Genomic DNA, 23,427 nt, shown 5'->3' with positions numbered 1-23,427 from the left:
ACGTACCGAAAATATGAATAATTGAAGCCAAGGTGATGATGAATTGGAAGTTAAACCGCTGCGTTGTGTGCACCTTATCTTTTAGCCATTACCCACTTAGTGTCTTATAAATATAGGCCAGTTGACGGAAACGTAAACTTTACTAAGCTCAAGTGAAGAACTGTTTTATATGGTTTTTCTGTCAGGCGAACGATAAGTTTGAATCCTGCCTCTATGTGGATTACATACTTTGGATTTGCATATTGGTGGAAGAGGGAGGAGTTATGAAAATACTCGTTGCAATCAAAAGAGTCATTGACCCCTATGCCAAAATTAGAGTGAAACCTGATGGCTCAGGAGTCGAAGTTAATAACGTCAAAATGAGCATGAACCCATTCTGTGAAATTGCAGTTGAAGAGGCGATTAGATTAAAAGAGGCTGGTCATGCTTCTGAAGTGATTGCAGTGTCAATTGGTGAGCAATCTAGTCAAGAGCAACTAAGAAACGCCTTGGCGTTAGGGGCTGACAGAGCGATTCACATTGAAATCCGAAACCAAAACCAAGTAGAACCATTGAATGTTGCCAAGTTGCTTCGAGCAGTAATGACGCGAGATGAGGTTGATCTTGTGTTACTTGGAAAGCAGTCGATTGATACGGATAATAACCAGGTTGCTCAGATGCTTGCTGCCTTATCTAGCTGTGCTCAGGGGACTTTCATTTCTTCAATTGTTCCTCAGTCTCACCCTATGGGCGCAGATGTCCCTTCAACAGATACTTATGAATTGCCGATGGGTGACGTTGTCACTAGTGGTGGCTCGAAAATAGCGTCTCTTCAAGTTACCCGAGAAACTGATGCGGGTTTGGAAACTTTAAATCTGAACTTACCAGCGATTCTCAGTACCGACCTACGCTTAAATGAACCAAGATATGCGTCATTACCCAACATTATGAAAGCGAAGAAAAAGCCATTAGATGTGGTTACGCCAGAGCAGTTAGGTGTTGCTATAGAAAGCTCTCAACAAATATTAGAAATTTATGAACCTCAAGAAAGACAAGCTGGTGTAATAGTCAGTGGGATCAGTGAACTGGTTGATAAATTAAAAAACGAAGCGAAGGTTTTGCCTTCATGAATAAAAATTGTCAGTGAATTATGGTTTGACGGTACCGTAAGTGATTAAAACTAGAGCTCTGAAGCCAGTACTTTGAAGCCAGTAACCTGTAGCTAATAACCTAAAGCTAGTGATCTAAATTTATGGTTCTGCAGCTAGCCCTTAAAGGCAGAGACTAAAGGAAGAGATAGGTGTTCAACCGACTAAAAAGGAGCAAATTATGGATAATAATGTTTGTTCAATCCTGATCATAGCTGAGCACGACAATGTTAATTTAGCGCCAGAAACCCTAAAAACATTAAGCGCAGCCAATCACCTTGTACAACTGGCAAAACTGGACCCGTTGACTGATGAAGTTGAAGTTAGTGTGGCAGTGATAGGGCATAACTTGTCTAGTATTGTGGATGTTTTAAAGGGTATTGAGGGCATTGATAATCTGCTGGTGGCTGATAACGAAATGTATCAAACCCCTTTAGCTGAGAGAGTGGCAAGTTTGATTGTATCTTTGGAGCAAAAATTTACTCATATTCTGGCTCCGGCATCTACATTTGGTAAAAACCTATTGCCCCGAATAGCGGCATTACTCGATGTTGGTCAGCTATCTGATGTGATAGAAATTCAAGGTCTTGATACAGTAATAAGACCAATTTATGCAGGTAACGCCCTCGCTAAAGTAAAAAGCCTCGATTCAACGAAGGTCATGACAATCCGTAGCTCTGCATTTGATCCTGTGGCAATCACTGAAAATTTAGACGGGACTAATCTAAATCAAACCACCAGCGAATTATCCATCGTCCCAATAACGGATAGCACCGTTGATAATAACAACATCTATGCTGTTTCTGAGTTTGTCTCTCAGCATAAAGAAGAGAGCGTTCGCCCAGATTTACCCGCCGCTCGAATTGTTGTATCAGGAGGACGAGGGTTAGGCAGCAAAGAGAATTTCGCTATGGTTGAAAAGCTTGCAGATAAACTTGGTGGTGCAATAGGTGCATCAAGAGCGGCGGTAGACGCAGGGTATGTGGCTAATGACTTACAAGTAGGGCAAACCGGTAAAATTGTTGCCCCTGATCTTTATATTGCGATAGGTATTTCGGGTGCGATTCAGCATTTGGCAGGAATGAAAGATTCAAAAGTGATTGTCGCGATTAATAATGATTCAGAAGCGGCGATTTTTGATGTGGCAGACTATGGGGTGGTTGGGGATTTATTTGAGCTGTTACCTGAACTCATTGATTCGGTATGAGGTCCATGTTTCATAAAGAGCAAGTTTTAAAAAGAGTACGTTTCAAAAAAGGGTAAGTATCAAAATGAGCAAGCTTAAATAGGAGCAAGTATTTATAGGTTTGAGCTTTAGACCATCGTAGTACATCAATATTTTAGAAAGCACTCTAAACTGACTCTATTAATGTGCCGTAGGAGATTAAAATGGAAGTTGGTTTATTTTGGGCAGAAAAAGGGATGTTGCTTCTCGGTGTGCTTTTTGTTTTAACCGGTATTATGCAATATGGTAAACGGAGCCAAGACTGGAAAGGTGTCGTGACTATGTTTTATAAACGAATCCCTATGAGTATTGCTGAATATAAGTGGTACCGATTAGGCATCGCACTTCTTGTATTTGCCGTAATTATGCGTTTTGCGCTGCTAATTTTATGGCCAACGCATCAGCTTTAAGAGCCAATGATTTAAGTAATGCTATTAAACCAATACTTTATAAAGAGAACTTTAACAGTTAACGAACCTCGCGCTAGAATTTTAGCTAGCGCAATAGTTTAATTCTGAGTTCTAAATTTAACTTGTAAAACCCCCGCAACTCCGTACCTGATACTATAACAATCTGTTACACTGATGTTTATAAGTTAAAAATATCAATGGTGGATGAATGTCGTTTCCTATTCTCATTTGTGATGATTCTGCGCTCGCTAGAAAGCAGATGGCACGCTCTCTGCCTGCCTCTTTAAATGCAGATATAACATTTGCAGTGCACGGCGTGAATGCGCTGGAAGAGCTAGAAAAGAATAAATTTAAACTTATGTTCCTTGATCTAACCATGCCAGAGTTAGATGGTTACGGAACATTAGAAGAAATGCAGCGTCTGGGTGATGACACGCCAGTCGTGGTTGTATCTGGTGATATACAACCGAAAGCCAGAGAGAAAGTGTTGTCTCTTGGGGCAAAAGCCTTCCTTAAAAAGCCGATCGATAAAGAAGCGCTGAAAGAAATACTGCGCGAGTTAGTTGATCCACCCAAGCAGCCGCAAATCATTACGCCAACCATTCTCGACTTGCCTATATTGCGTCGTCGCGATATCTATATGGAAGTGGCGAACGTGGCGATTGGTCGCGCTGCAGATGCATTAGCAAGGCATTTTGATGTGTTTGTGCACTTGCCGTTACCAAACGTCAATATTTTTGAGGTAAGTGAACTGCACATGGCACTGCGTGACTTGGCAGATAATGACCAAGTTTCAGGTGTATGCCAAGGTTTTAGCGGTGAAGGTATCGCCGGTGAAGCGCTGGTTTTGTTAAGTGACTCAAGTGTGAGTGACTTGAAGAAGCTGATGAAAGTACCAACTGAAAGTGAAGAGTTAGAAGAACTCGAACTGCTAATGGATGTGTCTAATATACTTGTTGGATCGTTCTTAAATGGCTTAGGTGAACAGTCAGAAGTTCGTTTCTTCCAAAGTTCCCCTGTGCTATTAGGTCAGCATATTTCGATTGATTCTATTATCGAAAATACCAGCGGATCATTTCAGAAAACAATGACATTCGAAGTGAGCTACAACATAGACGGCACTTCAATTCGTTGTGATTTACTATTTATGTTTGTTGATGAATCTTTGCCTTTATTAGACAACAAGCTTGCGTACCTAATGGAGGAGTTTTAAGTATGCTCAATCTCCCTGCAGAATTTGAACAATTCCACTGGATGGTGGATATGGTACAAAACGTTGATATGGGTTTAGTGGTTATGGACCGAGATTATAACGTTCAAGTTTGGAATGGTTTTATGACTCACCATAGTGGCTTACAGTCACATGACGCGATCGGTAAATCTATTTTTGAATTGTTCCCTGAAATACCTGAAGATTGGTTTCGAATAAAAACCAAGCCAGTTTACGATCTAGGCTGTCGAAGCTTCATTACGTGGCAGCAACGTCCATACTTATTCAAGTGTCGTAATGTAAGGCCAATTACGCAGCAAGCAGACTTCATGTATCAAAATGTGACGTTAAATCCGATGAGAACACCTACGGGTAAGATCAACTCACTATTTTTGTCTATCCAAGATGCAACAGCAGAAGCTTTGGTTTCACTGAATAAAACGAGCTAGTGTTTTGATAACAGATAACAGATAACAGATAACTGAAAGTTTCTACTTCCAATGGCGCCACTGAAAAGTGTCGCCATTTTTAGTTTCTGTATACGATTTTGAACTGATATTCGTATGTGGCTAACTATTTAAAATAACTAGCCATTTTCATATATGGTTAGTTGCGTATTTGACCGCTTGAGCATGTCTAGCCATTTGAATAGCTAACACTTCGGATAAAGCGGTCTTTAAACTGCTCTAAAGGCAATGGGTGAGAAAGGAAGTTCCCTTGTACAAGTTGGCAGCCTTGGGTAACTAAATAGTTTAGTTGAATCTTATTTTCAATGCCTTCTGCCACCACTTCAAGATCATATAATTGAGCTAAAGTGATAATAATTTCGACCATCTTTTTGTGGTGGTCAATTTCAATTGAACAAACAAAGCTGCGGTCGATCTTAAGGCAATCGACAGGGTAGTGAACGAGTTGATTAAAAGCGGTATAGCCAGTACCAAAATCATCCAATACCAGCTTTACGCCGATATCACGGAGTCGGTTAAGAATATAAACAGAATCTGCGTCTGGGGCTGACAGTTTAGTTTCTGTGATTTCTAGGTGTATCAAACTTGGTTCGATACCCGACTGTTTCACCTTGAGTGCAACTTGTGGAGCAAAATCTTTGTTCTTAAGTTCGACTGATGAAATATTCAAAGATAGATACCCTGTAAATCCTTCGCTTCTTAATTGCTTAAATTCAAAAAGCGAACGGTCGAGAACCCAAAGGTCAATCTTTTTGATTAAACTGGATGATTCAGCAATTGGAATGAAAGTTTCAGGTCCAATATCTTCAGCCATTAATTTGGGACTTCTAAGTAGTGTCTCGTAGCCGACAAGCGCTAAAGAACAAGACTCAAAAATAGGCATGTAATAGAGCTCAAGCTGGTCCTCAAGTAGTTCATCGATGAGCGTGCTTTCAATAGTTTCGGTCAGCTTTAACTTATTGGCGAGTTCTTCAGTGAACACTTCATATCGGTTACGACCATTCGCTTTTGCTTGATACATGGCTGTATCGGCACACCTAAGAAGGTGGGATGCAGAACTAATGCTTTCTGTGTACATCGCAATGCCTATGCTGGCTTTTACATCGTGACTGATACCATCAACCTCGAACCCTCCATCAAACATGGCAATGATTTGTTGAGCATTAAATTCAGCTTCATCGAGCCCGCTAATTTTAGGGAGAGCGACAGCAAATTCATCTCCCGCTAATCGAGCAATGCTTGAAAATTCAATGCCTGAACCTCCTAGGGTTTCGGATGACATAGCAGCTTTGACTACATCAGTTAAACGCTTACTGAATATTTGTAATAGTTTATCGCCTGTTTCATGACCGTGATGATCATTCACCTGTTTAAACTTGTCTAAATCGATAAATAATAAGGCAAAGGCTTGCTGTTTCTTATTCTTACCTTCTTTTGTGTATACAAATTTTAGTCGGTCTTCTAGCCAAGTTTCAAATTGCCGCCTGTTTGCCAAATCAGTGAGCACATCGCGAGACGCAAGGTGCTCTAAATTACTTACTAGGTTGTAATAAGCGTTATTTAGCTTAGAAACTTCGTCATTTTTATCGAGTAAAATCAGTTTATTCTCGCCGCTGAATGTTGTTTCACGGACATTGGATTCTAAAGAAAGGATAGGGTTGATTATCTGATTTTTTATAACCCAAAGTAAAAACACATAGGTAATGCCAGACATGCAAATGGCACTTATTAGAGCGAAATAGAAAGAGGAAGTGGTTTCCCTTTCTACTAAATGTTTGGGAACTTTAAGAGAATAAAAAAACGCCCCGCCATCCATTGATCCTGTTAGAGAGTTATCTTCATTAAGAATGACATTGATATTGGTCTTGATTTCTTGTGAATGCCCTGGAAAAAATTCAGGCTGAAGGGAGAAAGTAACTTCAGAACCAAACTCTTGACGCATACGATTTTGAAAAGTGGCAAAACTATCTAGGCTCGCGACCTGAATTGCAATTAAGTATTCATTAGTTTTGTTTCGGGTGTCGCGTTGTAACAGCCTTGGAGAAAAAGATCGAGCGTATACTGTTTTTAGCCTTCCATCGGAACCTCTAAATAAGGTTCTGGCTGTCGTAAAGGATGAAGTGAGCAAGAAAATTTGGAGAGCATGTTTAACAAAGTCATCAGTATGTAAAGGCAACTGCACTTCACTGAAAGGATCATTATCATCAAAGGCGAGTAATATTTGCCCACGACTATCTGTGATATGTAGGCTCTGCGTTGAACTGTTTTCAACAGAGCGCGCAATCATTGAATAAATAGAAGGGTTTAAAGAGTAATCAAGATAGTCCCAATTTACTTCATGGGAAACTCGAATAAATTCAGGATTGTTTAGAATGGTTGATAGCTGAGAGTGGTTTGAACGGTCTTCCAGCCTTAAAGATTCGTACAAATTAGATAAGCTATAATTAATGAACTGTTTATGGTGTTCAATTTGATGCTGTTTGAATACCTTAAATGACAAATATCCCGCCGTTGTAAAGGTGAGAATGATGATGGGTAAAAGAAAAAATTTTACACGTTGGGTTAAATTCATAGCTCACTACCTTTTGACAGCTTGAATCATTTTCTCGCGAATTAATTGAGCGTCCCCATTAAGAGGTTGATATGGAATACTTCGTGACAGTACGTCTGCACTTGGAAATATACTTTGATCTTGCTGATACTCTTCTGTGGTAAGGGGTAAAGCAGCCTGATTTGGGGTCGCAAACCAGATAGATTCAGCATTACGAGCCGCTATTTCTGGTTTATTTAAATATCTAAGAAATTCAAGAGCTGCAGAATTGATTTTCTCAGATTTCGGAACAGCAAAACACTCAGTCCAAATCAAAGAACCTTCATCAGGCACCACATATTGCCAATCATCTTGTTCTGTATATTCGGCAATGTAGTAATGTTCGCCAGTGAAAGCCAAGGTCATGGACATTTGGCTGGCTGAACCATAAATCAGCCCGTAGCTCTCTCCAAACTCATATGACAAGACATGAGGTTTTTGTTGTTGCAGTAAGGTATAAGCTGTTTTTAAATCATTTTCATTTGAACTGAAAGGCGGCAAGTTGGAGGCGAGCAGGGCACTTGCCACGGCATCAACCAAATCTTCACTGAACACAACACGTTGATGATGCTCACTGGGTGGGTTAAATAGCTGCTTCCAGCTTGTAATAGGCGTTCTTGCAACAGATTTGCGATAGGCTATCCCCATCGTTCCCCATGTATAAGGTAGCCCAAACTGACCACAATCATTTTGGCGGGATACATCAATGACATTAGAAAGCTCATTTGTTAATGGTGAAAGGTCATACAACAGACCTTTAGCTCCCATCGATTTAAGTGACCAACTGTCGAGTAATATAAGATCGAAAACAAAAGCCCGACCGCTGTTGATCACTTCATCACGAATTGAATCGTTATCATAAGTATCAATCGTAATAGTGTGACCGGTTTGATTTTCAAAATCCTGTATGACTTTTTGATCGATATAGCCTTCCCAGTTGTAGATGTTTATTTCATTGGCAAGGGCTATGCCATTGACAGTAGATATACCACTAACATATATCGCCGTGAGTATAGTAACTTGGCATGACTTTTTGATTCGCATTTCGATTTTCTTCCTTGAAATCGGTCATGAGTTTTGTGTGTAGGTTATTGTAAAACTGAAGGTCTAATACTAATGTTAAATTTATAAAATACACTTGTTAATACTGTAGGTGTGTTTATGGTTATCGTCCAATTTGTTCGGGCTTTTATAGAATAAATACGCCAATAGCACTAGTTCAATAGATTGTTATGGGATTATTTAGATTGAATGTAACTCCTATCACAAAACTGTATTGAGTTAGAAAGATGAAGTTTGTTTGAATTTTGATCCTATTGACTAGGGTCACTGACTATTGATTAGGGGCACTGACGATTGGATAGCGCAAAGGTTTCAGTCGAAGGTGGGATTTTTGAAATGAAGCCAAGTATTCTGCTAATTTTAAGCGTGTTTCGTCAATAATACAGGCTAGCACTTATGGCTAGCCTTCATATGTTCTTAATGATTACTCGTAATCAGAAGCGTAAGTTTCTTCATAAGTGTGCGAGTAGAATTCAAATAAGTTACCAAACGGGTCTTCTAGATAAACCATTTTTGCAGGTTTGCTGTCGTCTTCTGGATGGTAGCGCATAATATCCATACGAACTTTACCGCCATATTGCTCAGTTCGAGCAATTGCCCCTTCAAAATCATCAGTTTGTAAACAAAAGTGGAAAATACCAAGGCGGTTAAAATCAACCTCGTGACGTTCTTGGCGATTTTTCATTTCAAAAAGCTCAACACCAATGCCATCAGTCGTTACTAGGTGTGCAATGTTGAAGCCTTCAAAACCTTCGCCAAACACAGCAATACACATTTTACCAATCGCAGTTTCTCGCTCTTCTTGTACTTTGGTATTGCCCATTACTACTCTAAGACCTAGTGCTTTCGTATAAAACTCAACAGCTTTATCCATGTCACCAACCATGATGCGTGGTAATCCCAATATAGAAAAGTTGTCAAAAGAAAAAATAAACTTAAATAACAGAAGCTTATAGCCTTCGCTTTCAATTTTTGTAGTTTGACAATTATCAAGTAAAAACTATTCTGACTGCAATATGTAACCCAAAAGGCTAGCCATGAGAACAGGTATATTAAAGGAACTTTCTTTATTAGATTATGCGTTATCGCCTGAATATTACGATTACTTCCTTAACGCAACTCCTGCCAATCTTTCAGACAAAAGAAAAAAGTTAATTGCGAATATCTATTCATCATTCTGCTTATTAATAAAAAAAAGCCAATATACTGCAATTGACATATTTAACAGTGATACCAATTTCAATAAGCACTTTGAGCTACTTGTTGGCTTTTTGTATCACGAAGCCCAAAGCTCGACAAAGACTAAGTATGGCTATCTATGCCTACTAAAAAAGGTTTTCAAAGCGATTGCAATTGATAAACAACGCTACTTCAATAACTTGAAGCTATCCACCTATGAGGTAAGTGATGACGCACAACGTTGCATCGAGAACTTCCAAGAGTTAAATATTGATACAGGTAAACTCAATTATCTTAACGGCTGGCAAGTGTTCTCAAAGGATGGAACAGAATTGGAACTGCACCTTGATTCTATCTATATCGCATACGGGGTGACATTTACACAACAGATTCACGAGGCGTTAATTAACTATACACACACTCAGAAGACAACCACATTACGCGGTCATATTTCTTACATAAAAGCATTCTTCGAAGTAATGACTCAAGTGTGCCCAAACCGCAACGAAATTCGTAAGCGTCTTAGTAGTCTTCACGTCCAAGCCTTCTTTCACGACATAATGAATGTGTGGTTCGCCTTGCACCTCGCTAGAGGTAACAAATCCAAAGCATTTTTTTCCTTATGGAGGAATACTATATGTATATATACCGATTGCTTTATTGACGCTCGTATCTTTGACGCTCCCGTAAAGCCTTTTATTGTTCCAAAGTGGAAATCCCCCCAGAGCACCATTCCAACATTCTCAGTGGGCGGTCAAGCGACAGAAAAGGAAAAGGAACGTTGGTTTGCAGATATACCTATTAAAATCAAAGATAAAGAAGCGATAACAATTATTCAATCAAAGATTGATAAAGATCTGGCGTATATTCGCCATGTGTGCATGACAAAGTTTAAAGAGTTCAAAGAAAGAGATGAACGAAACGCCGTCTTTATCCGAATAGGAGCTATCAAGCCCCTTTCTAACACTCAAAATCACCATAAATATAGAGGTTTTGTAGGCTATAAAAATCTTGCCAATACGGTTGCAACCTTTTATGCGTATGGCTTTTATTCGAAGAAATATGGTAATTACACCGACTTCTTAGGCTTCTATGGGAAAGCTAGCACTTTATCGAAAGAGTTAAACTTACCCACGACATCAACTCTAGCTGTCCTATCAACATTACTTGTAATTGAGCACCCCAGAATCACTCCTGCATGGCTATCTGGGTGGAAGTTGTTTGATAAAAATGGCAAGCAAACTGGCTTTAAGAAATCGAATAACCAATATGTAGCAGTAAGCTACAAAGAGCGAAAAGGAAAAACCATTGCGCAACAGACCGTTGTTTTAAATGAATTTTCAAAAACAGTGGTCGAATTCTTAATTAAACACACATCGTTTGCTCGTGAACACTTAAAGGCAAGTGGTAAACCGGCTTGGAGAAACATGCTTCTCACTGCAAAGGTTGCGAGTGCAAATTCAATCAACAATATTCGTAATCTTGATAGAGCACCACAATATTTAGATTGGCTAGGCAACCCATCACTACTGGAGTCTAACAGTTCGATGGAGCATGGCGATGCGATAAAACTTACTAATTTAATCTCTCTGCGCTCAGTTCGTAAGCATAGAGGCCTTCAAATCTACCTTGAAACCCGTTCAATAGCTGCTGTTGCTGAGGCTTTGGGACATAAGAAAGTAGACTTAGTACTATTAGCTTCGTATCTCCCTGAGCAGCTCATGGACTTTTTCAATGAGCGCTGGATACGTCAATTTCAGAACGCAATTCTTTTGGAAGCGATGAAAGACTCAAAATATCGATTGGATGCTGTCAATATGACGGCTGAAGATATTGAGGAGTTTCTTTCAAATCATGGTCTTGGCCATCTTCCCTCTCACTTTGACCACGGTTTTCAACAGCAAGCTGACGATAACAACCATCGAGTGTCCTCTTTCGACGAAATGACATTCTTGATTTCAACATCGTTATTGCAGTTACTAATAGCAATTAGAACGATTGTAGAAAGCGATAAAAATGAGCATAACTTCTTAGATATCGTAGGCGACTGGTATCAGTCAGCAGTGTTTGTTCTTAATTCTATGTCCTCCGAGCAATATCGTTCTGATGCAGAGCTTACATCAATGCTCAACGAAGCAAGTGAAAATGCACTAGACATTAATTTAATCCGGGGAGTATTAACATGCTAAGACTTGTCGAAAAAATTGTTGTTGGAAACAGAAATTTTGAAAACTTGGGCGTTCAAGGACTAGAACAACTGGTTCAGGAATCGATTGTCAGCGGTGATTATCGTGCGCTACAAAAAATAACCAATATATACACAGGGGTTTATGACTACAGTCACCGCAAACCTTGGTGGCTGCTTTCTGATTTTGATGCTGATGTGTGGTTGGTTGACTTTACAGATGATAAAAAAAAGACCCAGAAGAAATCAAACACTATAACAAAGATGTTAGATTGGAGCGCTGTCTATCTTGATGATGCTGAGCCACTAACAGCCATAAAGCACAGAAAGCTATTGAATAGTTTTAAATACTGGATAACCGCTGTAGATAATCCGTTGGAAAATGGCGGTAATCTGATAAAAGCAAAAACCGCGTACAAAAAATTTAATATTGTCGTTCACTTAATCAACGCAATATTGCTGCACTCAAAGTCACTAAAACTTGCGCAATTACAACTCCACAATGTGAACGATGATTTTTGGCTGAACATCCTTATACAAATTGCCATTCATGGAAGTGTCTCAGGGATTTATGAACCCGATTTTCGCATCAAGCAACTTTTGGACAAAGAAAGCTTGAGCATCACTGATGAACAAGCGGTGCAGTTCGAAAAAAATTATCCGTACCTATCTAAGAGCCTGGCTAGTGATGATATAAAGTTGTCATTGAGTAACAGAGCCAAGGCTTGTGCGTGGCTCTTTGAGCAAGGTTTCTATAGAGACAGCCTTGGATCTCTTCAACTTCAAGGTAATACCGCTGTTTTAAATTCATTGATGTTTGATGGCGAGGTGCTATCTACTGATTCTGCACTTCCTGCATACCTTGAGTTGAGCCTAAAAGCACCTTTACTAACAACTGAGTATCCTGCTGCTGCAAATCAAAACACAAGCGCAGAGACAACACGAAATGTCATCTCTGCCTACATAGCCGCAATACGCCTTATTTGCACCAACCTGGATCGACAGGATGCCGCCTCACCACAACAGGTCGGTCAGCACGTGACGGCAGTTAGCGTGAGTCAAAATGAACTTGTGAAGCTAAGAAAACCTGCACGGACACGCACCCTTCCTCCTGAATTTGTTTTTAATTTAATTCGTCAATGCTATGAGTTTGCGAAAGAGCATTTACCTACAGGGGGGTTAATCAACACTGCTGAGCCATCTCTACTTAGTGAAGTTTTGCATTGCATGACTGAAGGAATATCGAAATCTGTACAATCGGAAACAAACCCGCACAGACCTAGCCGGGACGCTAAAGCCTTTAATAAAGCTCTACATGGTCATGTACCCACAACGGAGCGTGGTCATTGGTTTCAAAATGAAGCAATTAACTGCCTGAGTCCTGATTATATCAACAAAGGCATCACGCAAATCAACACGTTTGCTATTAGCGTTCCAAACCGACACAAAAGAATCAGAGCTAACGAGAGCTTGTTCGATTTGTTTGATGTTCTCCAAGGCTCTATTCAAATTATTATTGGCGCAATCATGGCAAGGCGACAAGATGAACTAGTCAGCCTAAAATCTCATGGCAATTTATCACCCAATATCAACCCTTTCACAGAGAAAGGGGCTGCATCCAACTACAGCTTAAAGTTCGAGGTTAAAAAGACGGGCGTAGGTGGCAAAAAAGGCATGAATGAGAGAATAGAAAGGCCAATACCACTGTCTATCGCGAAATTTATTTGGCAGCTTGAGCAGTTCAATATTGAAGTAACTCAACGACACTTGAACAAAGGAACTCTTTCTTTGTTTAATTGCTTGGCTTCAAAAGCCTGCCGATTGAGTAGTTTGAATTATCATAGTTTCAATAAACACCTTGACGCGGTATGTGACTACTTTGAAACGGATTTAGTGCAATACGATACAGGTGAATATCGCCGTAACTATGTGCGTCAACACCAATTAAGACGATTTTTTGCGATGGCGTTCTTTTGGTCTAAGCGCTTTAAGGGAATGGAAGCATTACGCTGGATGTTAGCTCATTCAGATATAGAGCACTTATATCACTACATCTCAGAATCAGAGCAAGGTACTGTGCTTACAGGCGTAAAAGCCACGACCATTACTCGCAGCATCACTGACCCATCTTCTGAGCTTTACAACACCGAAGAAATTGAAGAATTACGTAAAGTCATTGCAAAGCGTGTGTTAGGTGATGAATCCAAAGCCGTAGAACTCAGCACACTGAGCGATGCCTATGAATACTATGAGGACGAATCCTACCGAACCGTCCCGCACATCAGCCAAATACAGAAAGAACAAGCCATCGAGAATGAAATTATAGATATGCTCGAAGTAGGTTCGATTACATTAGAGCCAGAGTTTTTTACCGTTACAGATGTTAATGGTGACGAAGTGCGAACGTTTAGCTTGATGCTAAGAATCAAAGACCTTGATTAAGGATTGCCTCAATGAAAGTTCTAGAAAAAAACCAAACCAAGGTACTTGAAACCGAAAAGCTGCTACTCGAAATTATTAAAGCGCCGCGCGATTTCAAAGACGATGCAGAACTATACTGGGCACTGAAATCTCAATCGGCTATAGCGAAATATGAAAATCCAAGGCGACAAATCGCTTCGTGTTCTGTAAACACCGTAAAAAGCATCTCAGAAGCCCTCTTGAACCGAGGCTTCTTAGGGCTCGATGAGTTAAGAGTTAACGCTAAAGCTGCTATAGAAGCTGCCCTTTACGCAGAAAAAACAGGAAAGCCAAACAAGCAAACCGCTACAGGTTTAAGACTCAAAGTTGAAGAGTTAGAGAACCAGCTTGATGCGATGCGTTTTGCTTGCTTTAACTTTACGACAGTAATAGATGAGCTTCGCTCTCATACTAAAAAACTAGCAGAGCACAACGGCACTCTTGAGCAACGTGTCGAACTCTATCAGGAAGAAAACGTAAGGCTCGAAGTGAAACTAAGCCATGCACAGCAATCTGATGATTTTGATAAGTTCATAGCTGAATTTAAAAGGTTTGTAGATGCCCGTACATAAGCTAAAAGACCATAAACAATGGACTCATATTGGGTTTGATGGAAAGCTTCAATTTCGTAAGCCCATCGACATTCCTTTTGTGACTTACAGCAACCATCTTCCGTGTGTTGAAGTCAATACGTATATGCGTACCTTGGTTATGACAAACAAGAAGCAAGGCACTCTTCGTAGCAAAGCGCACAACATTAATCACTTGGTTCGCTTCGTTGAGGCTCAACCTATCGTCAGTAAATTCAGTCAACTTAGTGACTCAACTTTTAGATTATTCGTTCAAAACCTACAGGTAGAACGTGAAGCTAATGGTGAGCTAAAAAGATCGAACAACACGGTAATTAGCATCGCTCGTAGTTGTATCGACTTTTTGTGTTTCGTGCAATCTTTCCACGACCTAAGTAACTTCATTGGTACAGATAAAAGTAACTCAATTCAGATAATTGAGAAGCCCTACAAGCACAAGCCAGAGGGATATAAGGGTTTTGTTGAGGGGGTAAGACAAACCCATTCTGCATTTCCAACTCCTGACGCCAAGAAGAAGCGCCACCCTGTATCAGAAGAAGATGCTTTAAAAGTCTGGAACCACATCAAAACTCAACCTTCAAAAGACAGGCGTAAGCGGGACATGGCGCTTTACACTGCTATGGAACAGCTTGGTGCTCGTGTGCAAGAGTTGAGTTTAATAAAGTGGAGTGATTATGAAGATGCTAGACGCACAGGTTCACTCAAGTTAACCACCCTCAAACGAAAAGATGACCAAACCACGCGTCATATCCCAGTGCCAAGCGTTCTGCTAACAAGCATCAGCGACTATGGGAAAGTTAGAAAGAAAGTGATGAAGAAAAAGAAAGTTAAGCATGACTTTCTTTATATCAGCTTAACAACTGGCAAACCACTTACCGCTGATTCGTGGACAACATACATAAATGGATGGCAGAAAGAGTTAGGGATAGAGGGGGCAATCAGTCCTCACCTATGGAGGCACGCTTTTGTAACAGACAAGCTCAAAGAACTGATACTCACTAATGCTGAGATCAACAGCAAAGATGATTTTAGAAAACACCTGTTACACACGGCAACCTTTAAACAGCAATTGCAGCAATGGACAGGCCACACAAACCTAAGCTCACTAGATACTTATATAGACCTGGTGTTTGCTGATTTAAATGGCTACACAACTGTTTACAATGCAGTGTCGCTCTCAAGCAGCGTGAAGTTAGTGGAACGTCAAATTGAAGCGCTAGAAGGACAGATAACCAACAAGGAAATAACAACTACTGCTGCCCTTATAGAGATAAAACATTTGTTAAATGCTTTTCAAGCCGATATTGATAAGTGCATTGAAGACTCTTCCATCAGTCAGCGATCTCGATAACAAAAAATTATTAAAATGAAAATTATTGATAATTTTTATAAATCAATTGCTCCCCCTATACTCATCCACATCGAAACGAAAGACGAAACAAATTACATAGGTATTTGGAGCAGATAATGAAAATGAATCATATTGGCCTAATGGTCGGAGACATGACAAAAGCGGTAGAATTCTACACTAAAGCGCTAGGTCTACGCATTGTAATGGACAACACAAAAGTTATCGAAGAGCGCGAAACTGCAATCGGGCGTATGTGTATCGCCGTATTTGGTGAAGACTTCAAAGGCTTCAACATCGCTCACCTAGTAACAACAGATGGTATCGGTGTAGAGCTGTTTGAAATGAAAGAACGTCAAGAGCGTCACGAAGTTGATTTCTCTCGTCTAGGTATCTTCCACTTCTGTCTACAAACAGATGATTTTGAATCAACCATTGCAAACGTTGAAAAATTTGATGGTAAGGCTCGTATGGACATCATGCGCTACCACCCAGAAGACGATAGCAAGCCGGCACAAATGATCTACATGGAAGACCCGTTTGGTAACCTATTTGAACTTTACTCACACACTTATGAAGAAACTTACGCGTCTGAGTACGAATAATTGAGCTAGAAAATTAATGAAGCAGGATTGGTATTGTTGCCAATCCTGTTTTTATATGGTTTGTCTATTGGAACACGTCTTTAGACAAAGCTAATCCGTATTTTACTAAATTAGTAAAATACGGATTGGCTTTTGTAGAGGTATGCCCCCCCCCTTAAGGAATTAACGTCTAACCTCGTTTCTGAGAAATTTACTTTCTCCTACAGGGTATTTTTCCACAAAGGATTAGTCGGGCTCAAACCCAAACTCGTGGGCTGGCCTATTTAAATCGGTCGTAAAGGCAAATACAGGCCAAGCTTTAGGGTTCTCCTCAACTGCAAGGTTGTATTCAACTTCACTAGCAGGAATCCGATTATCAACTAAGAAATAACCAATTAGCGGCTTGCGAAGTGCGATCCGCTTTAAGACTCCCCCTTGCTCCAACTCATAATCAGTTATGATTAATGTCTGCTGATCTTGGCTAAGATGTGGATTAGGTCTTAACTCAAGTTCGATCATCTGTTCCCAGTCAGTATCATGTTCTGGTGGGATACCTCTACAACGCTCAAAAGCAGGCGCATTATCGCCCCAACCAGTCTCATTCATAGAGGGTTTAACCACCTTTGGGGTACTTTTGAAACGCCCAATAAGGAAATCACGATACGCCATGTTATCCCAACAAAAAGCGCGTACATGGTAACGATTATTAACAAACGCGATCGAAGTCGGAGTTAATCTTCGACCACGCCCTTTGGGTGAGCTCATCGTTGCAACCACCGCTTCGATAGTACGCTGGTGTTCAATTGCCGAGAGTAATCGGGCGAGAACGCGTAGATTATGATGGCGTATCAGCATGGGTAATTCTGTGGTGTGTGAAGCTAAGGGCGGCGCATACTCTTCAATAGCCTGCCATTGCAAGTTCTCTTCGGACAACAGCACTGGCTCAAAACCTTCCGTGGGTTGATGGTAGGGAATACCCAACTGATAGGGCTTGATTGCCTTTGGTGCTAACTGCTGATAAAGCTTTACATCTTTCTGAGCCTGAGGACGTGAGATCCCAAAAGTCTCCATCAGCATGGTCGTTGTTAAGCGTCGCTCCCAGAGCAGTTGTCGCTCGATGTAACACAAGCGTAGCCATTGAGGATGTGAGTATGCCCCAACTTCAAGCCGCTTGCTGGCGAACTCCATTACTGGAATCGCCTGCGTGCCCGATGCGATCGCGGGTTTGATGTACTGTGAATACTGCATATAGCGGCCCTTCTACTCATGCTTAGTTGCTCATACGTTTAAAAGTGTAATCCAGTACTGTATAAATATCTACTATATATATTTAATAAAGGGGTGTATAAAGTATATATGCAAGAGAGTTTACATGGTGTTTTTTAGGTAGACTCAGGACGTACCAAAGGTTCACAGGATGATTCGATGAGCTTTGCCACAGTCAATACCAACCTCTTTAAACCAATCTCGGGCGAGAGTGGGCGATCGATGCTCGCGTTATTAGTTGAGCTCGATATCTTTTTGGACCCAGCACAATTGGTGGATGAACCCGCCCCTCAACAAGTACGAGTTTTTCTACGGGACTATATCGCGAATAAGAATCTGCGCCTTGAAATTGAGTCAGGTGAAGCGATAGCTGGAAACTCATCTCCTGAACAGTACGTATACAACCGCCTGCGTGATACGGGGTGGATCCGGGAAGAGCGAGAGAGTGGATATCGATACGTTGTCTGGATGTCACAAGATGCGCGAAGGCTTTTGCACTTTCTCGGCAGTATGAGTGCAGAGCACCCATCGTTAGGAGTGGTGTGTTTGGCTGTACGCTCAAACCTCGCAGAAGTAGTTAAAGACCCTATTAATGGGTCGTTGGTGCGCAAAGCCGCTGATGACATGGAAAGTTTCTTAAATCGACTCAGAGCACTCGTGGGCAACATCCGCGAAATCCACCATGTGCTTTGCGGAGGTACGACCCAGGGTAGTAACAATTTCACGTTTTACTTCGAAGAATACTTGGGCGAACTCTTTTTGCCCAATATTGAGAAGCTTGCTCTAAAAGGAAACCCTAACCTTCATGCCAGTAAGATCCGTAAACTGGTTAGTGATCTACGTTTCAGTCCAGATCGCCTTGAGGAGTGTGCGAGAGCCTATAAACGAGATGATATTTCGAATCCCTCAGTTCAGCTTGTGGAAGCAGACTTAGATCGCTTAAGCAAAGCATTTGACGGAATTGGTCCACTGTTTAATAAGACGCAGGAGTACGCACGCCGTATCACCAGGCGGGTACACGAAAAGATCAAGTATACCGTCCATACTCCCAGCAATATGGGGCAACAAATTCAAACTTTGCTTGATCGCATTGGGAGTCAAGCTTCCTTAGACGCCTTGCCTAGTCCTTCTATAGGAGAAGAACTTCTCGCTGATTGCCGATTGGCTCAACCGAAATCAAAGCCGGTACCACCTGTGCAGACGGCACGTAGGCAACAAAAACCACTGTGGGAAAAAAGGGCATACAACCAGCTGAAGCAAGAACACATCAGCTTCCAGAAATGTAACCCGGAGCGTGTTGAACACTTCATTGAAACGAATCTTGGAGGTCGAGTGGATATCACCACGAATGACCTTAAGATTAATACTGCCGATGACATGATGGCAGCACTTCATTTGCGCCTTTTGGCACAAGGCGTATCCAAAACACATCCACTTTATCCCCTGCTGTCAAAGTACAGCGTTGAGTTTGATGAAAGAGAGTGGACTGACCTAGAACAGATGGCGGGGCGTCGCTTGACAATCCGCCGAAACACCATCACGGAGAAAAACTCACATGGCCAGTGAAATTATGCTCAGAGAGCTCAAAGAGATCGAGTCGAAAACATCTGCCGATTATGCTGATAGCCTTCGCAATACGGCAGCGTATTTACTGCAGAAGCAGTGGGTATGGAAGGGTAAACGCGGCCAAAAAGAGCACTTCAAGTTGTGTGAGGATAATCAGACCTACTTTCACAAGCTTTTTGATGGATTGAATATGATGTGGTACTACGATCGCAACTTCGGCTATGCGGGGGTTTTACCTCGAGGTTCCGGTAAGCGGTTAGATATAACCTCTACACTATTTCTGCTTATTCTACGAAAAATGTATGATGCTGAAGCTTCAATGGGGCGCACAGAACTTGGACGAGTTAAACCGCCAACGGCAGAGCTTCTAAACCAGTACGAACAGGTAAAGAGGGAGAGGCTTCTCATAACAGAAACCAGTACAGCACTGGATAACTTAAGGAGAAAGGGAATTATTGAGCTCGGAAGCAGAGACCCTGATACCAAACTTCACGAGATAATTGTTCTCCCCAATATAACCCGTGTGGTTAACCCAGCCTACTTAGAGACTCTCAATCGCTTCATAGATAGCGACACACCCGAACCTGTGTCTGATGAGGCTGTATATGAAGAAACCGATAGTACAGAGAATGCAGAGGTGTCTGATGACAGAGCTAAATAACCTTAACTCGGCACATAGCCTTCATAATCTTGTCCTGGCTCAGTGGTACTTATTCGAGTTGGAGACCATTGATCTGAATGCGCCAGCTACACTGTTATCGGGAGAAAACGGGGCGGGGAAAACCACCATTTTTGATGCGATTCAGTTTGTATTAATGGGGGGTGACCAACGCAGAACCCGCTATAATTCAGCCTCTGATGGCAAAACCTCTGGACGATCTGCACGAAGTTATGCTCTGGGGGATTTTAAAGAAAATGATACAAATAGCTGCCAGCGCGAGAATGCTAACACCTACATATTTCTGAATTGGTACGACGATCATCAGCGGCCTTATTCATTTGGGCTGTCTGTTTATGCCAATAGCCAATCGCCAAACGTAGAAACCCGCGGCCATATCATCAAAGGCCGTCACATTATTGAAGCCGATCTTTTGTTAGGGGATGACACGTTTCTGCCGTGGCGTGAGTTTGTCGAGCGTATGAAACTGACCACCAAAGAGCATCACGGTGCAGTGAGCTACGAGATGATCGACAGTGCGAGGATGATACGAGAGAAAATCTCTGAGGTGATGTCGCTCAATCAGACGCGTAGTGCCAAGATCGAGCCTGACTTACTGGTTAAGACATTATCCAATGCGCTGCAATTAAAAATGGACAGCCCGATCGATCTTTTTATCAGAGATTTTATCCTTCCACCGGACCCGATTGAAACCGAGCAGCTGCGTCAAGACCTTATCGTCCACCAACATATTGAAGAAGAGATCGCTCGCGCCGAAAGTCACAAAGTTGAGCGAGAGGCATTGATCGCAGAAGCAAAGAAAGTAACAAAGCACCGTACCACTGCTCATCATGCGCTATGGGTTTCACAGGAGGCTGAGGCTGTTCGACTCGATGAAGAGCTTGGTCACAAACAAGATGCCCAAGATGCTGCACAAGAGCAACTAGGAAAAGCTCAACGCACTATTGGTCGAGAGACACCACGGCAACCGAAACTTAAGCAGTGTCGTGATGATGCACTGATCGCGTGGAAAAACTCTGATGCCGCGAGCCTAAGCAAAACGGTTGAAGCTGCAAAGCAGACTGTCTCACATTCCCGGACCAATCTCACCAAAGCAATACGTTCATTGCAGAAGGCGGTGGGTGAAGTCATCCGTCAACAATTTCCTGATACGCTGGGCATCCAGAGTTTTGAATTACTGGCTAAGCATTGGAACGCGTGTACGCACGCTCTCGGCCACGCTGGTGTCGACAGTTTATCCACATCGGAATCGGTGAACACGTTCAAGGTAACCGAGGAAGTTAAAGGCACAAAAATGCTTTTGACCGAGATGACCGAACGCGTAGAAGCCGCTGATAAGGATGTGAGCCGAGCGTTGGCAGATATCAAAACTCAGGGTGAGGCCTTACAAGGACGTATTGATCGACTAAAGCAAGGGCTGTCGGACATTAATCCGGCAACAAGCATGGCCATAGAACTTCTTAAACGTGAAGGTATCCAGTCCATACCTGTCTGTGATCTTTGTGAAATAACCGATAGAGATTGGCAAGAAGCAGTGGAGTCATATCTAGGATCTAACCGAGAAGCGTTGGTCGTGAGTGTGCATGACTTTGACCACGCGCTTGAGGTGTATGAGACAGCCCAGATGCGAGAGCCTCGAATCAAACGCGCACGTATGATTAACCCTGATCATGCTCTACGTGCCAACAAAGAGCCAACAAAGAGAATGGTTTCAACGCTGATTGATACCAGAGACTCGATCGCACGTGGCTTTATGAACATCGTTCTGGATAGAACTAAGATGGCAACAACGCGCGATGAACTTAGAAAAGAACGTAAAGCTCTAATGGCCTCAGGCCTAACGACCGGCGGTGGTACTGTGGGGGGAACCGCTCGAATCGAAGGCCTGCTGATTGGTAAGCATGCGAAAGCGCAGCAACGTGAGCGCTTGGAAGCCGAACTGGATGTGCTCGCGCAACGTTTGGCTAGTTTTAGTTCACCGGCAACAATGCTCAGTCAGCTCAATCGTCAATGGGCAGGATTATCGGCATCTATCGTGGAAGGTTCGGTGTCCGTTCAGGAACAAAACGTAGGCTTGGTGGCCGACGAAAAAGCACTGTCTATCGCACAAGAGCAGTTGAAACCGCTGACATCCGAGGACGAACGACTCAAGGATGCAAAAGATCAAGCAGAGAAGGATTATGCAGAGTGTAGTAAGGCGATCACTCAAGCCGAAAGCGATCAAACACATGCTTCCGAAATTCTGAAGACATTGAGCGTTGAGATCGAACGTCTCTCAACAATGAGGGACGAGGCCGAGCAGATCCGCAGTGAAACAGAGAAGTTACCCCAGCATGATGCGGCTAAATCAGATGAGTTTTGGCAGACCTATGAGCAGAAGTTTGAGGGCAAAGAAGGGATCTACTCCCTAATTCGAAACGAAGCTCAAGGTAACGCTCAGTCTACACGAGAGAAAGAGCTCAGAGCACGCGGAGAACTGCGAGAGAAAGTCGTTAGATTCACGACACACTTTGCGGAGGATATTGCGAACCGTCAAGAGTTACTAGAGGCAGCAAGGCTCGAAAATGGGAATACAGAAGCGTATCACTTCATTGAGACCGACTGTACGGACTGGGTTGAACGTATCCTCGCAGTACAACTTTTAGAGCATCGTCAAGCGGCCCAAGAAGCGGCTGAACAGATGGAGAAAAACTTCCGAGGCATCATTGTAGGTGAACTACAAAGTCGCTTTGAGCAGATGAAATATACCTTTAATCAGCTTAATAACTTACTTAAGAAGACCCCCTTCCACGATAATATCTACAGCTTCCACTATAAAGCGCTTGAAACAGAGAGCCTGAATACCATCTACGAATACATTACGACCGCAAGCAAGGAAGAGACGGAGTTAATTGGTACAATGTTTGAGACCGCCTCTGATCACCCCGCTATAGATTTGTTGAAAGAGGCACTGATCAGTGGGGATGACCTTATCAATGAGATTAGGGACTATCGCAGTTTCTTCACCTACGATATGAAGATGCGCAACCCAGATATGGGTGGAGAGCGTCGGGTGACAGATATGCAGCACACAGGTTCGGGTGGTGAGCAACAGACACCAGCATATATTGCTCTAGCAGCAAGCTTTATGAATGTTTACAAGATCCGTGACCACTCCTCTAGGGGCGCGTGCTTGGTGCTTCTTGATGAAGCATTCAACAACATGGATGGTGGGAATGCGAGTGCTGCGGTTTCCTTCCTAAAAAAAACCGGACTACAGCTGTTGATTGCAGCCCCGCCTGAAGTAACCTTGAAAATTGGTAAGGAGATGGATCAGATATATACCATCTGTCGTGAAGACCGAGATGTGGTGATTGATCACACAAAGATATTCGAGGGGGGACAGGCGTTAATTGATCAGCGCAACCCAATTTACCATCCAGAGCTTGTCGCTGAACGTGCGGCAGAGTTAAAAGCGAAAGCCGAGGTGGTTGAATAAT

17 protein-coding genes are annotated in these 23,427 nt (G+C 42.2%); 13 read left to right on the top strand and 4 right to left on the bottom strand.

The features are described from left to right. Positions 1–263: 263 nt before the first annotated feature. The 5 genes from F0226_RS01930 (at position 264) to F0226_RS01910 (ending at position 4,421) form a co-directional block, all read left to right on the top strand. A complete protein-coding gene (locus tag F0226_RS01930; RefSeq protein WP_171734045.1) occupies positions 264–1,109 on the top strand; it encodes an electron transfer flavoprotein subunit beta/FixA family protein in 846 nt (281 codons plus the stop codon). Between the two features lie 199 nt (positions 1,110–1,308). Then, positions 1,309–2,334, top strand: coding sequence for an FAD-binding protein (locus tag F0226_RS01925; RefSeq protein ID WP_171734044.1), 1,026 nt, complete (start codon positions 1,309–1,311; stop codon positions 2,332–2,334). 182 nt (positions 2,335–2,516) lie between these two features. Continuing rightward, positions 2,517–2,762, top strand: coding sequence for a hypothetical protein (locus F0226_RS01920; RefSeq protein WP_171734043.1), 246 nt, complete (start codon positions 2,517–2,519; stop codon positions 2,760–2,762). A 208-nt stretch (positions 2,763–2,970) separates the two neighbouring features. Then, positions 2,971–3,975 carry a response regulator gene (locus tag F0226_RS01915; protein WP_171734042.1) on the top strand — a complete coding sequence of 335 codons (1,005 nt, stop codon included), beginning with the start codon at positions 2,971–2,973 and terminating at the stop codon, positions 3,973–3,975. Between the two features lie 2 nt (positions 3,976–3,977). Further along, the gene (locus F0226_RS01910) at positions 3,978–4,421 is read left to right on the top strand and encodes a PAS domain-containing protein (protein WP_137373825.1); all 444 of its coding nucleotides are present in this window, start codon (positions 3,978–3,980) and stop codon (positions 4,419–4,421) included. Positions 4,422–4,608: 187 nt separating this feature from the next. Here the strand turns inward: F0226_RS01910 and F0226_RS01905 are convergent, their stop codons facing one another. The 3 genes from F0226_RS01905 to F0226_RS01895 all read right to left on the bottom strand — a co-directional run bounded on the left by F0226_RS01905 (position 4,609) and on the right by F0226_RS01895 (position 8,977). After that, positions 4,609–7,011: a GGDEF domain-containing phosphodiesterase gene (locus tag F0226_RS01905; protein ID WP_171734041.1), complete on the bottom strand. Its 2,403-nt coding sequence runs from the start codon at positions 7,009–7,011 to the stop codon at positions 4,609–4,611. A 6-nt stretch (positions 7,012–7,017) separates the two neighbouring features. After that, positions 7,018–8,073, bottom strand: a complete 1,056-nt coding sequence (locus F0226_RS01900; protein ID WP_171734040.1) for a spermidine/putrescine ABC transporter substrate-binding protein — start codon at positions 8,071–8,073, stop codon at positions 7,018–7,020. A gap of 442 nt (positions 8,074–8,515) precedes the next feature. Further along, complete coding sequence (locus F0226_RS01895) at positions 8,516–8,977, bottom strand: VOC family protein (protein WP_171734039.1); 462 nt, start codon at positions 8,975–8,977, stop codon at positions 8,516–8,518. A gap of 151 nt (positions 8,978–9,128) precedes the next feature. Between F0226_RS01895 and F0226_RS01890 the strand changes: the two genes are divergently transcribed. From F0226_RS01890 to F0226_RS01870, 5 genes are all read left to right on the top strand, one after another. Beyond that, positions 9,129–11,459 carry a hypothetical protein gene (locus F0226_RS01890; RefSeq protein ID WP_171734038.1) on the top strand — a complete coding sequence of 777 codons (2,331 nt, stop codon included), beginning with the start codon at positions 9,129–9,131 and terminating at the stop codon, positions 11,457–11,459. Beyond that, positions 11,453–13,897, top strand: a complete 2,445-nt coding sequence (locus F0226_RS01885) for an integrase (protein WP_171734037.1) — start codon at positions 11,453–11,455, stop codon at positions 13,895–13,897. The genes F0226_RS01890 and F0226_RS01885 overlap by 7 nt, the downstream gene beginning before the upstream one ends. Positions 13,898–13,908: 11 nt before the next feature. Further along, on the top strand, positions 13,909–14,487 hold the full coding sequence (locus tag F0226_RS01880; protein ID WP_253820724.1) for a hypothetical protein: 579 nt from the start codon (positions 13,909–13,911) through the stop codon (positions 14,485–14,487). Continuing rightward, positions 14,474–15,856, top strand: a complete 1,383-nt coding sequence (locus F0226_RS01875; protein ID WP_171734036.1) for a site-specific integrase — start codon at positions 14,474–14,476, stop codon at positions 15,854–15,856. The genes F0226_RS01880 and F0226_RS01875 overlap by 14 nt, the downstream gene beginning before the upstream one ends. Before the next feature lie 116 nt (positions 15,857–15,972). After that, positions 15,973–16,458, top strand: coding sequence for a VOC family protein (locus F0226_RS01870; protein ID WP_171734035.1), 486 nt, complete (start codon positions 15,973–15,975; stop codon positions 16,456–16,458). A 225-nt stretch (positions 16,459–16,683) separates the two neighbouring features. On the opposite strand, the gene F0226_RS01865 is transcribed toward F0226_RS01870, so the two are convergent. Continuing rightward, positions 16,684–17,625: a hypothetical protein gene (locus tag F0226_RS01865; RefSeq protein WP_171734034.1), complete on the bottom strand. Its 942-nt coding sequence runs from the start codon at positions 17,623–17,625 to the stop codon at positions 16,684–16,686. Between the two features lie 237 nt (positions 17,626–17,862). Between F0226_RS01865 and F0226_RS01860 the strand changes: the two genes are divergently transcribed. From F0226_RS01860 to F0226_RS01850, 3 genes are read left to right on the top strand one after another with little or no spacing between them, the layout of a single operon-like run. Further along, entirely contained in the window at positions 17,863–19,269 is a 1,407-nt protein-coding gene (locus tag F0226_RS01860) for a Wadjet anti-phage system protein JetA family protein (RefSeq protein WP_171734033.1), read from the top strand. After that, entirely contained in the window at positions 19,259–19,930 is a 672-nt protein-coding gene (locus F0226_RS01855) for a DUF4194 domain-containing protein (RefSeq protein ID WP_171734032.1), read from the top strand. The genes F0226_RS01860 and F0226_RS01855 overlap by 11 nt, the downstream gene beginning before the upstream one ends. Then, entirely contained in the window at positions 19,914–23,426 is a 3,513-nt protein-coding gene (locus tag F0226_RS01850; RefSeq protein WP_171734031.1) for an SbcC/MukB-like Walker B domain-containing protein, read from the top strand. Before F0226_RS01855 ends, F0226_RS01850 begins: the two co-directional genes overlap by 17 nt. Position 23,427: the final 1 nt, after the last annotated feature.

Origin of the sequence: Vibrio sp. 99-70-13A1 (assembly GCF_013114625.1) — a bacterium.
Taxonomy (GTDB): Bacteria; Pseudomonadota; Gammaproteobacteria; order Enterobacterales; family Vibrionaceae; genus Vibrio.
The sequence above is the reverse complement of the archived record's forward strand: the minus strand, read 5'-3'. Positions and strand labels throughout refer to the sequence as shown.